This is a genomic window from Mangrovibacter yixingensis (assembly GCF_020523985.1).
GTDB lineage: Bacteria > Pseudomonadota > Gammaproteobacteria > Enterobacterales > Enterobacteriaceae > Mangrovibacter > Mangrovibacter yixingensis.
In genome coordinates, this window is the sequence record NZ_JAIVKM010000013.1 from 49,239 (window position 1) to 60,748 (window position 11,510).

General features: G+C 47.1%; 10 protein-coding genes and 1 tRNA gene. 4 read left to right on the top strand and 7 right to left on the bottom strand.

Translation table 11 applies throughout. The features are described from left to right. The first annotated feature begins 563 nt into the window (after positions 1 to 563). Positions 564 to 1,163 (top strand): nitroreductase family protein, encoded by a 600-nt coding sequence (locus LC084_RS22350; protein WP_226574358.1) that lies wholly within the window; start codon positions 564 to 566, stop codon positions 1,161 to 1,163. Between the two features lie 66 nt (positions 1,164 to 1,229). Here LC084_RS22350 and yicI read toward each other — a convergent pair whose 3' ends face one another. After that, positions 1,230 to 3,551, bottom strand: coding sequence for an alpha-xylosidase (gene yicI / locus LC084_RS22355; protein WP_226574361.1), 2,322 nt, complete (start codon positions 3,549 to 3,551; stop codon positions 1,230 to 1,232). Continuing rightward, on the bottom strand, positions 3,548 to 4,957 hold the full coding sequence (locus LC084_RS22360) for a glycoside-pentoside-hexuronide family transporter (RefSeq protein WP_226574364.1): 1,410 nt from the start codon (positions 4,955 to 4,957) through the stop codon (positions 3,548 to 3,550). The genes yicI and LC084_RS22360 overlap by 4 nt, the downstream gene beginning before the upstream one ends. Before the next feature lie 298 nt (positions 4,958 to 5,255). On the opposite strand from LC084_RS22360, the gene LC084_RS22365 reads away from it, so the two are divergent. The 3 genes from LC084_RS22365 (at position 5,256) to LC084_RS23430 (ending at position 7,196) form a co-directional block, all read left to right on the top strand. Next, a tRNA-Sec gene (locus LC084_RS22365) sits at positions 5,256 to 5,350 on the top strand. Positions 5,351 to 5,512: 162 nt separating this feature from the next. After that, complete coding sequence (locus tag LC084_RS22370) at positions 5,513 to 6,679, top strand: tyrosine-type recombinase/integrase (protein WP_226574367.1); 1,167 nt, start codon at positions 5,513 to 5,515, stop codon at positions 6,677 to 6,679. Between the two features lie 34 nt (positions 6,680 to 6,713). After that, complete coding sequence (locus tag LC084_RS23430) at positions 6,714 to 7,196, top strand: RipA family octameric membrane protein (RefSeq protein ID WP_449826311.1); 483 nt, start codon at positions 6,714 to 6,716, stop codon at positions 7,194 to 7,196. Here the strand turns inward: LC084_RS23430 and LC084_RS22375 are convergent. The 5 genes from LC084_RS22375 to LC084_RS22395 form a co-directional block, all read right to left on the bottom strand. Further along, on the bottom strand, positions 7,193 to 8,119 hold the full coding sequence (locus LC084_RS22375; protein WP_226574370.1) for a retron St85 family RNA-directed DNA polymerase: 927 nt from the start codon (positions 8,117 to 8,119) through the stop codon (positions 7,193 to 7,195). The genes LC084_RS23430 and LC084_RS22375 overlap by 4 nt on opposite strands. After that, complete coding sequence (locus LC084_RS22380) at positions 8,106 to 9,086, bottom strand: retron St85 family effector protein (RefSeq protein WP_226574372.1); 981 nt, start codon at positions 9,084 to 9,086, stop codon at positions 8,106 to 8,108. The genes LC084_RS22375 and LC084_RS22380 overlap by 14 nt, the downstream gene beginning before the upstream one ends. A 487-nt stretch (positions 9,087 to 9,573) precedes the next feature. Beyond that, on the bottom strand, positions 9,574 to 10,140 hold the full coding sequence (locus tag LC084_RS22385) for a phage polarity suppression protein (protein WP_226574374.1): 567 nt from the start codon (positions 10,138 to 10,140) through the stop codon (positions 9,574 to 9,576). A gap of 15 nt (positions 10,141 to 10,155) precedes the next feature. After that, positions 10,156 to 10,401, bottom strand: a complete 246-nt coding sequence (locus LC084_RS22390) for an ogr/Delta-like zinc finger family protein (protein WP_226574376.1) — start codon at positions 10,399 to 10,401, stop codon at positions 10,156 to 10,158. Then, positions 10,398 to 11,132 carry a glycoprotein 3 gene (locus LC084_RS22395; RefSeq protein ID WP_226574377.1) on the bottom strand — a complete coding sequence of 245 codons (735 nt, stop codon included), beginning with the start codon at positions 11,130 to 11,132 and terminating at the stop codon, positions 10,398 to 10,400. The genes LC084_RS22390 and LC084_RS22395 overlap by 4 nt, the downstream gene beginning before the upstream one ends. Positions 11,133 to 11,510 lie beyond the last annotated feature (378 nt).

Below are 11,510 nucleotides of genomic sequence, written 5' to 3' on the forward strand. Positions count from 1 at the left end.
TTTCTATGAACGCCCTGTGATAATAAATATAGAGAGCCACTTGTACAGCTACAATACTAAAAACTGTCCATATATCCGGACAATTAACAAACACTGGAGTAAACAGCCCATTTATTGAGAACAGATCACACTTTTGCAATTATTTTGCGTGACAGGCATCTCAATTATTAATTTTATTAACTGCCAACACAGGTAATATTATTTGTCAGTTTCATTTATCACAGTGCTTTTGTTTACAACCCTGCCAGGTACCACCACAGACGCCGTTATAATTCAGATTTTTTGAAAGACACCAACAAATAGTTCAGTTTTCTCTCAAGCTCCTCCAGGCGTACTATCATTATTCATCAGGGCGCGTCAGGCTGCCGCTAACGCCATGTTAACCAGCAAAAAGTAAGAAGTAACTTACTGATTAAATTGGCATTGAGATAGGCATCACAGATCCCATGCCTTTTCTGGTTCAGCCATGTTAATGGCACACTTTGAGATTGACCTTAAAGAAAATGTGGATTAAAAGCCTGATTAACTTATTCAAAGGTACTGAGACTAGTTCGGGAGATATTATGCAACAAGAATTCCATGCGCTGGCTACCCAACGCCGTACCATTTATGCACTGGGCAAGACACTGCCTGTTTCTGATGATGCTGTTGTCGCACTGATTAAAGAGGCGATTCGTCAGGCCCCTTCTGCATTTAACTCACAGAGTTCTCGTGCGCTTATCCTGCTGGGTGCAGAACACACTAAATTTTGGGAACTGACCCGCGAACAACTGCGTAAAATTGTTCCGGCAGAACATTTCGCCCCGACTTCACAAAAAATTGATGGTTTTGCGGCAGCAGCCGGCTCAGTGCTGTTCTTTGAAGACCAGAATGTCGTGAAAGGCCTGCAAGAAAAGTTCGCCGCTTATGCGGACAACTTCCCGGTATGGTCTGAGCACAGCACCGGTATTGCACAATACGCCGTGTGGCTGGCGCTGGCCGAGAAAGGCATTGGTGCGAACCTGCAGCACTACAACCCGCTGGTAGACGAAGATGTACAGCGCACCTGGAACATTCCGGCAAGCTGGAAACTGCGTGCACAAATGAACTTCGGTTCTATTGAAGCACCGGCTGGCGATAAAGCGTTTATGGACGATGCCGACCGTTTCGTGGTTGCGAAATAAGCCATACAGATTAAAAAAAATGCCCGGTCAAAAACCGGGCATTTTTGTATCGGCGCAAGCCGCAAATCAGTAATGCACCACCAGCGATGACGCGCCAGAAGCCGGGCGAACCACCAGCCCCCATTCACTGTTCTGGCTTTCCCCCTGCTGCACCGCTTTTACCTGGTGAACATTGCGCAGGCAAAGGTGCCAGTTACGGGCATCCCCTTCGCCATGCACCTGTAACGTGCCGCCTTCACGTTTTACCCGCAAGGTAAACAGAGTACGGCCATCCTGAGCGGGCACTTCACACACAGCTTCACGCCCATCATCCAGGTTAAACAACTGGAATGCCGTGCCTTCATGCCAGGCGTAATCCGGTTTCTGGTCGTTATTACCCAGTGCCAGTAATGTGTTATCGCGCACATACACCGGCAGGCTCATGACATCATGGCGCTGTTTATGCCAGCCTCCAGCCAGTTCATCGTTATGCCATAAATGGGTCCAGCGCCCTGCTGGCAGGTAAAACGCCACATCGCCCTGCTCACTGAATACCGGTGCCACCAGCAAACTGTCTCCCAGCATGTACTGGCGGTCGAGATAGTCACAGCCTGGGTCATCCGGGAAGTCCAGCATCATGGCGCGCATAACCGGTGTGCCGCATTCGTGGGCCAGCACCGCCTGGCGGTATAAATACGGCATTAAACGGCATTTAAGCTGGGTAAAATGGCGCACGACATCGCAGGCTTCGTCGTCGTAGGCCCATGGTACACGGTAAGATTTGCTGCCATGCAGGCGGCTGTGGCTGGAAAGCAGGCCGAACGCACACCAGCGTTTGTACACATCAGCCGGAGCTGTGTTTTCAAAGCCGCCAATATCATGGCTCCAGAACCCAAAACCCGACAGGCCAATCGATAAGCCGCCCCGTAAACTTTCGGCCATAGATTCATAATTGGCGTAGCAATCGCCGCCCCAGTGCACTGGGAACTGTTGCGCACCAACCGAAGCGGAACGGGCAAATAACACCGCCTCTTCTTCACCCACGGTATCTTTGAGTGCCTGCCACACCAGGGCGTTATACAAGAAAGCGTAGTGGTTGTGCATTTTCTGTGGGTCGGAGCCATCATGCCAGGCGACATCCACCGGAATACGCTCGCCGAAATCGGTTTTGAAGCAGTCCACACCCATCGCCACCAGGCGCTTCAGGTGCCCGGCATACCAGGTGCAGGCATCCGGGTTGGTGAAATCCACAATGCCCTGGCCTGGCTGCCATTTATCCCACTGCCATACGCTGCCATCGGGGCGTTTGAGTAAGTACCCTTTCTCTTTGCCTTCGGCAAACAGCGGCGATTTCTGGCCGATATAGGGGTTGATCCACACGCAGATTTTCAGCCCGCGCGCTTTCAGGCGGGCCAGCATGCCTTCCGGGTCCGGGAATGTCGCCGGGTCCCATTCGAAATCACACCACTGGAATGCTTTCATCCAGAAGCAGTCGAAGTGGAACACATGCAGCGGCAACTGGCGTTCTGCCATGCCATCAATAAAGCGGTTAACAGTGGCTTCATCGTAATTGGTGGTGAACGACGTGGTGAGCCACAGGCCAAAGGACCAGGCCGGGGGCAGCGCCGGGCGGCCAGTAAAGCGAGTGTAACGGTCCAGCACCGCTTTGGGTGTGGGGCCGTCAATCACAAAGTATTCCAGGTATTCCCCTTCCACACTGAACTGTACTTTGGAGACTTTTTCAGAGCCCACTTCGAACGAGACATTTTCCGGGTGATTCACCAGAACGCCGTAGCCTTTGTTGGTGAGCCAGAATGGGATATTTTTATAGGCCTGTTCTGTGCTGGTGCCACCATCGCGGTTCCAGGTTTCTACAGACTGCCCATTGCGCACCAGAGCCGTAAAACGTTCACCCAGGCCGTACACCGTTTCGCCCACGCCCAGGTCGAGGCGCTCAAACATGTAGTTTTTGCCGCTGTTAGCATCCTGCACATAGCCATTATTTTTCACCTGGCTGCCAGTGATCCGTTCACCATCACGCAGGAAATCCAGCGCCCAAAACTCACCTTTACTTACCCGCACGCTGAGGTTGCCGCTGGTCAGCATGGCGCAGGTTTCACTGTTTTCGATGGTGACGGGCGTTGAGCTGTCTGCCTGTAACGGGTAATCGGGGCCACGCACCACGCCCCCCTGAAAGTGTTCAATACGAACGCCAATAATGCCGGTTTGTGGCGAGAAGAAACGCAGAGTGAACAACGGGGTATCCAGCTGCCAGGCACGCTCACGCACATCCCGAGGTGCGGCGTACACCACCAGTTCATTGCCCTGCTGCTGTGCCTCAAATACTTGTAGCGGGTGAATAAGGGCAAGGCCCGGCTGAATCAGCCAGTTACCGTCACTGATTTTCATGACTCAATCCTCTTAACTTGGTGTGGTTCAGACACCGGCACATCCAGAAACGCTTGTTGGTTATCGCGCTCACTTTGTGCCAGTTCAGCGAGTATTTTTTTCAGGAAAGGGGTTGTCAGGGTGTAATAGCGTTTTGCCACTACCGCGCTAATCAGGTAGCAGACTGCGGGCACCAGGGTAAACAGGCCAATAATGATAGAAAGCGTGGCACTGTTTTGCGCGGTGGCTCCAGCACTGTAGCCGCCAAAGGCCAGCAACCAGCCAATTATCGCGCCGCCAATCGCCAGGCCCAGTTTCAGCACAAACAAGGTGCCGGCAAAGCTGATGCCAGTCAGGCGTTTACCATTCTGCCATTCACCGTAATCAACGGTATCAGACATCATCACCCACTGGATTGGGGTAACGAGCTGGTGCAGCACACCAATAACAGCAATCAGAATGAACATCGTCGCGGTTTCATGCATCGGTACAAAAAACATCCCCGCACTTACCACACACAGCGCTGCGTTGGTTAACCAGAACACCTGCACTTTGCACATCAAACTGGTCAGGGGTTTTGCCAGAGCACTGCCGAGTAAATTGCCCACGCAATAAGTGGTGAGGAACAGGGCAAACACACCGGGCTTGCCCATTATCCAGGTGACGTAATACATCATCGCCCCGCCACGTACCGCCACGGCAAGGATATTGAGAATGGTCAGCGCACCTACAATACGCCACTGGTCATTTTTCAGGATGTCGCGCAGGTCTACACGCATTGGCGTGGTATTCGGTGGGGTTTCAACACGTTCTTTTGTGCTCCAGAAGCAAAACAGGAACATCAAAATAGCCACTACAGACAGCACGGCAATACCGCCCTGGAAACCCAGCGCTTTATTATCGCCACCAATCAGTGTGACCAGCGGCATCATTAACACCGTAGACAACATGCCGCCCGCGGTTGCCAGCACAAACCGCCAGGATTGCAGGGAGATACGTTGGTCCGGGTCATTGGTGATAACCCCACCCAGTGCGCAATAAGGAATATTCACAACGGTATACATCAGTGTGAGCAGGGTGTAAGTCACGGCGGCATAGATCATTTTGCCGTTCATCGACAAATCTGGCGCGCTATAGGCAAACACACAGACAATGCCAAACGGCAGTGCACCCCATAAAATCCATGGGCGGAACTTACCGGAACGGCTACGGGTGCGGTCTGCTATCAGCCCCATGCACGGGTCAGACACCGCATCCAGCGCACGCGCCAAAAGGAACATGGTGCCAACAAAAGCGGCAGGTAACCCAAAAATATCGGTATAAAAAAACATCATGTACAACATGACGTTATCAAAGACGATATGGCTGGCAGCATCGCCCAGCCCATAACCGAATTTCTCTTTAAGAGATAAAACCTGACTGTTCATTATGTGTTTTCCTCAGGCCAGCAGAGACAGAAGTAAAGTGTTCTGTTGCCGTTTTAGAAGATTCCGAACAGTGGTTGTATTGTTTTTTCTGGTAATGGAATTACGTTTCTTGTTTTCTGTGATCTGCGCAACCTGTTGACCAGGAAGCAAGATTTCAATTTATTTCAGGCCAGGCGGGGCCTGCGTTGTGGTGGGTTTGCGCTAAGTGGTTCGCAGGGAAGAAAATATTTTCGTCAGGGGATTTTCAGAGTCTTTAAAAGGGTTATAATGCGCGCGCATCCATGTAGCAATCGATGCAGGAAGATCGTCGTTTCCGGTGAAACGGCTGGACTTCAAATCCAGATGGGGCCGCCAGCGGTCCTGGGCAGGTTCGACTCCTGTGATCTTCCGCCATCAGTCTTCCGGGCAAGTCCTCAGAACTCCATAAAATCCTTTATTTTCAAGTGAATCAGCACATATCACGTCCGGGATAGTCCGAGACGATTTCCCTAAATCCGGGAAATTTATGTATAGTAATGTGTATAAAATTTTTATACACATTTTTCACGTATACACATGGCTCTTTCAGACATACAAATCAAACGCGCAAAACCACAAGACAAACCCTACACACTGAACGACGGGCAAGGGCTATCAATACTCATCAAACCAGATGGTTCGAAAGGATGGCGTTTTCGCTTCCGTTTCGCCGGGAAAGCCAGACTCATGTCCTTCGGTAGCTATGCGTTAGTCAGCCTTGCAGAAGCCCGTGAGAAACGCGAGATTGCCCGTAAACAAGTCGCAAATGGTATTGATCCCGTTGAGGAGAAAAAAGAGCAGAAAATTGCACAGAAACTCTCAACAGAAAACTCATTTGAATCAGTAAGCCGTGAATGGCATGCAACTAAAGCAGACCGCTGGACAGTGGCCTACCGTGAAGAAATCATAAAAACGTTTGAGCAAGACGTTTTCCCCTTCATAGGTAAACAGCCAATTGGTGAGATTAAACCTCTGGAGTTACTGGAGGTGCTGCGCCGCATAGAAAAACGTGGTGCGCTGGAGAAAACACGTAAAGTACGCCAACGATGTGGAGAAGTGTTTCGCTATGCCATCATTACTGGCCGGGCTGAATATAACCCAGCGCCTGATTTAGCTATCGCACTGGCCGTTCCCAAGCAAAAAAACCATCCTTTCCTTTCTGCCGAAGAATTACCTCATTTTGTTCGGGATCTCGAAGCCTATACCGGCAGCATTATCACAAAGAATGCGACAAAGATTGTGATGCTTACCGGTGTCAGAACGCAGGAAATGCGTTTTGCTACCTGGGACGAAGTGGATTTAGAGAAAGGTGTCTGGGAAATACCAGCAGAACGGATGAAGATGCGCAGGCCTCATCTTGTACCGCTCTCTACTCAGGTGATTGAGTTATTCAGACAACTGAAACCTATCACAGGGCACTACCCTTACATTTTTATTGGCAGAAACAACCGCAGTAAGCCAATATCTAAAGAAAGCGTGTCACAGGTGATTGAGTTACTGGGCTATAAAGGACGTGCAACAGGTCACGGATTTAGGCATACCATGTCGACCATACTGCACGAGCAAGGTTTTGAGAGTGCCTGGATTGAGATGCAATTAGCGCATGCGGATAAGAATGCTATAAGGGGAGTATATAACCATGCTTTATATCTTGAACAAAGAAGAGAAATGATGCAGTGGTATGCTTCTTTACTATATAAATAGTCTTTGGATTGAAAATTTTAGAGGTAATGATTTCATGGAATTAAAAGAGAAGATAGATATTTATAAACTCTGTGTTGATATGGCAGATAAAACTAGTGAGCGTAGACTAAAGACTAATGCATTCATTATAGCAATTAACACGGGTCTTATATCACTCAATAGCTACCTATCAACTTTGGGGTTATCACAAACCGCATGGAACTCCATTATATGTCTTGTATGCATCATAGTAAATCTGTACTGGATTTTTCTAGTTTCAACATACAGAAAAATAAACGAAGCGAAATATCAAATAATAAACAAAATAGAAAGTGACAATAATTTTCCTTTCAAGCCATTTAATGAAGAGTATGACCACACTAAATCAAAGCGTTATTTTAATTTAACTTCAATTGAACGTCTAATTCCCATAACCCTTATTATTCTGAACATGGCTATAATATTATTTACATTTAATTCGGAAACCAAACCCACTCCACAGACGACAATAATAAATATTATTTCTGAAAGGACTTAATTAGATTTAAGTATGGCATTTATCGTATCAACGCCATACTTTATTGTCATCGAATTTATAAATGTAGTCTCAATATGCTTTGCATAAGAAAGGTACCCTTTCAATTTATAAACATCCTCAGCATTCAACTTATTAAGTGTATAATGATGTATTAAACTACTAATCATTCTTTTATTTTTCCGACCCAGTGACAATTGACCGTCATTGTTTATAACTATTCCTGTGACTCGGCGACTCACAGATTTTGATGTATAGATTGTTTTTTTATCATTCAGCCTTAAATGCGGCGACGGTATTTTCCGTAAAATTTTGATTATGCTTTTTTGAAAGCCTATAAGTTTCCCTTTCTCATTGCATGAAAACGTTAGATCATCCGCATATCTTGTATAGGTAATACCCTCTTTGTTACATAGTTCTGTAACTTTCACGTCAAATTCGTAAAGAACAGCATTTGAAATGAGCGGCGAACTTGGGGCACCAACACTTAAAGTAAGGCCACTTTTTTTCGTTTTTTTATAAAAAAATATTTTATCAATTAATAAAAGGTTAAATGTATTATTTTCAAAGCCGTTTTTTATTAAGACGCGTCGTAAATCACTGGGTTTTATGCTATTGAAAAAATTTGAGAAATCTAACTTAAGAAAATATTCATTTCTTTTGTGTTTTTGCGCATTTTCTTTGATGCTTTTCCCTTTGACATATGCAAATGCACTTTCATGAATTGGTAAAAAATCAGCTATTTTTTCAATGATAATTCGTTGCATAACCTTCAACTCACGTGAAGGTTGAGCAATTTCACGAACGCCACCACTATTTTTTGGTAAATAATACTTTTTATAGCGATATGGTGCTGTATTAATAAAAACCATAACGTTAGGTGATGGAAGCAGGGTCTTTTTAGAAATAATATCAATTATGTTCATTGATCCTCTCCTTTATAGAATTCAATGCCAATCGCCTTTTTTTATCATCACATCTTGCGGCATCATTAATAAAAAGTAGCAAATCGGCTTTTATGCCAACCTCATCAACCGTAAAGCCAGATTTGTTTTTACCCAATCTAATACTCCCTTTTGAGCTCTTAGTATAATAATATTTTGTACCACCATATTCATATACTTCAATATGGAAAAAAGTTTCAAGCAGGAACAGCATTCGTTCTATGTCTTTTTGCATAGTCGCATTAATACCTAATTCATTTACACACATCATGATTTCTTTTAGTCTAATCGGCATGGCTAAAGAAATAATATGGGTAAGTAAAAAGGCTAAGTGACCTGAGTTATTTACATCAAATTTATATTCCTTTCCATCGGAGGGGGCCAATGATTTTACATCATCGAGAATTAACTCCAAATGCTCGTTATAATCCTTTCCGTCAACAGGGCCGGGATAAACGATATATGATTTATTATTAACTTTTTCACGAAGATAGGATAGTGGACCGAGATAAATAAACGACTCTTTTTTAACATCCTGTACTTCATGTTCAGGGACAATAACTAAGAGTTTTTTATTTATATCATCCAAGTTACAAAATAAGCCTAACTCTGCAATGGAACCACTACTTTCCAAAAAAATAATAATCAAAGAGGATAAGTTTGCAATGTCTTTTTCAAATGAAATTAAGTCAGGATAATGACTATCTTTTAGATAGTTTTTAAACGCCTCAGCAAGAAGAAGTTTATTAAAAAGCCTAGAGTCATTTTCTTTACAAAACTTATAAAACATGCCTCTCATTGTCGTTTGAGGCTCATGGAATGGTGCAACTTTAGCCCCGCAAAGAAAAATTATTTGCTCGTCATAACATACGCGAAAATTTTTAAGCTCCCACCCTGAAACATGTTTTTTTAACTTTTCCTCATATTTTTCTTTTTGATTTTTTTCCATGAGTAAAGACTTATATTAATTGTCATAAAAGAAGCTTACGCCACATAGTGGCGTAAGCTTTCGTGTTGCTCTTACCTAGAGGAAGCGCTTGGTGTTCCTCTGGATTGCGCGACGACGTGCAACTAGGAGTGCAATCCAGAGGCACACCAAGCGCAACCCTAAAGCCGTTCAATATAAAAGTGTCTGGCTAAGCGCCCGACAAGCATAACTAAATATGCCATACACGTTTAGAGCTATTGATTTATAACTGATCATTTGGTGGTAGTCCAGATCTTAAGCACAGTCATGGCGCGCAATGCTTTCCCCGCCTCGCCTGCCCGCTTTCCGGGGCGGTTTTAATGCACCTGCATTAACGGCCTCAGCGCCTGCCAGCACTGGCGGGAACAGCATTAAAGGTAGTCATAAAACGCATGCAAAGCCATGCACCTTATGCATGCATGGCTTTTTTTGGGGAAAAAGGCGGGATTTTCGCGGTTTTTTACGCAGGTTACTGCGCGACCATGTCGGCACGTCGGCGGGTGTAAATCATGTTCTGTGCGGGGGTAAATTGCTCCCGGCTGTCATCGCGGGAAGGTGCTTCCGGCCGGTATCCGGCAGCGGTTAAAATCTCACTGTCCCGTTCTGAATAAGTAATGTCATGCCCTCCGGCCAGCCACACCGACAGGGCTTCACGCAGGTATTCTGATGAACGGTCGAGGGCGCGTTTGCGTACCATTTCAGGCTGGCCGCTCAGGTGCATCAGTTCCGGGGCAAGAATGGCGGCCAGTGCTGCGCCGTTCTGCTGCATGAAGTCATTCAGCCCGGTACGGATGCTGATGCGCTGCACTTCTTCATGTGAGCGGATATAGCGACCGGCGGCCTGATTCACTTCCCATTTTTTGATGTCAGTGATGTCGCGCAATTCCTGCATTCTGGCCGGAATGGGGTCATCAACAGCCAGAAGCTGTTCGCGGTATTCCTGCTCTGCCGCGGCCAGCTCTGATTTACGGTTCAGCCAGGCGGCTTTGTTGGTCTGGCAGGCCTCTGCGGCCTGCTGCAATGTGATGGTGGTCACCGGGGTTTCTCCTGGTTAGTGGCGGAACGGTGAGCGGTAACAGCCTTTAACCCTGCCGGTGGCTGTGGCGGATGGCGGCACCGGGGCGGGCTTTTCTTCCACAACCGGTGAGCGAATCACTTCAAAAATGGATTCATGGGTTTTGAAGGTGGCCGAGCACTCCAGATTCTGGCACTGGTGATAACGCTCCTTGACGTTTTCCGACATGTAGCGGCTGGTTCGCACATGGGCGGCCTGACGGCAGAACGGGCAGCACATCATGACAGTAACCCCCGTGCTTTCAGGTCAGACTCACGCTGGCGCATTTTCGCCTGCCAGACCTGACGCTGAACGGGCGTGGCCGCCACACCGTGTTCCATATGCGGCAGTGTGGCCGCCGACAGTCCGGTTTTGTACAACACCGGTTCATCTGTCAGACGGATATTGCAGTTTTTAACTGACCGCTCAAGCCAGTTTTTCACCTGCTGCATTACCGCCTGTTCCGGTTCGGTATAACCCTGATGGCCGGTGGTGTTGGCAAGGGGATTTTCCCGTACCAGTACACTTAATTTCATCGCCCGGACAAGCGCCCCGCAGGTTTCACGTAATGCGGCATCCAGCTCATGTTCTGCATACTGACTCAGGACATGGTGATGTGCCTGCCGCCACGCTCTGGCCGTGCCGTCACAGGCCGCCCGCAGGTGGTCGCGCTCAAATGCCAGCACTTCAGAGAGGTTCTCACATTCCTGCGCCAGCGTCCGGCGTGTCACCTGCTCAATATGCCGCTGTTTCAGTTCATCGGTCAGGATGGCACCACCGGCACGAAAGGCACTGCGCCATGCGCCGGTGTCACCGTCGTTTTCCTGCTCCAGCGCGGTTTTCTGCTCTGCCGCACGGCTGATGGCGGTGGTGATTTCATCCATCCGGCGGGCGTTTTCAAGATGGGCGGCTCTGGCGCTGTCCAGTTGTGTCAGTGCCGGTTTCAGGTAATCAGGCATACGGGGTTTGGTCATGTTCGGGCTCCTCACAGTTTCAAGATGAGGAGATTCTGCCGTGTCACACACAACAACACGACTCATTGCCGTTGTGGCAAAAATGACACAAACAGCCCTCAAAACCCGGCTTGCCAGGAAAAGGTCGCAGGAAACCCCTATCACTGGTTATTTTTATAATAAAAACTGTTCACTACTGTTCACTCTAAATAAAAAGATAAGTAATACAGTAAGATAAGAGGTGAACAGTTGAGAAATAAGTGTTCACTCAGTGTTCACAACTGTTCACCCCCCCCTGTTTTTTCTGTCGGTTATTTTCTTAGGCTTTTTATCGATTAAAAAATTAAAATATATAAATAAAAGTAATCAGGAATGGGCCATCAGTTTGCCAACAATAAC

Excerpts from the sequence above, each read along its gene's own strand:
- LC084_RS22350 (WP_226574358.1), top strand. The coding sequence starts at position 564 with ATGCAACAAGAATTCCATGCGCTGGCTACCCAACGCCGTACCATTTAT.
- yicI (WP_226574361.1), bottom strand. The coding sequence starts at position 3,551 with ATGAAAATCAGTGACGGTAACTGGCTGATTCAGCCGGGCCTTGCCCTT.
- LC084_RS22360 (WP_226574364.1), bottom strand. The coding sequence starts at position 4,957 with ATGAACAGTCAGGTTTTATCTCTTAAAGAGAAATTCGGTTATGGGCTG.
- LC084_RS22370 (WP_226574367.1), top strand. The coding sequence starts at position 5,513 with ATGGCTCTTTCAGACATACAAATCAAACGCGCAAAACCACAAGACAAA.
- LC084_RS23430 (WP_449826311.1), top strand. The coding sequence starts at position 6,714 with ATGGAATTAAAAGAGAAGATAGATATTTATAAACTCTGTGTTGATATG.
- LC084_RS22375 (WP_226574370.1), bottom strand. The coding sequence starts at position 8,119 with ATGAACATAATTGATATTATTTCTAAAAAGACCCTGCTTCCATCACCT.
- LC084_RS22380 (WP_226574372.1), bottom strand. The coding sequence starts at position 9,086 with ATGGAAAAAAATCAAAAAGAAAAATATGAGGAAAAGTTAAAAAAACAT.
- LC084_RS22390 (WP_226574376.1), bottom strand. The coding sequence starts at position 10,401 with ATGATGTGCTGCCCGTTCTGCCGTCAGGCCGCCCATGTGCGAACCAGC.
- LC084_RS22395 (WP_226574377.1), bottom strand. The coding sequence starts at position 11,132 with ATGACCAAACCCCGTATGCCTGATTACCTGAAACCGGCACTGACACAA.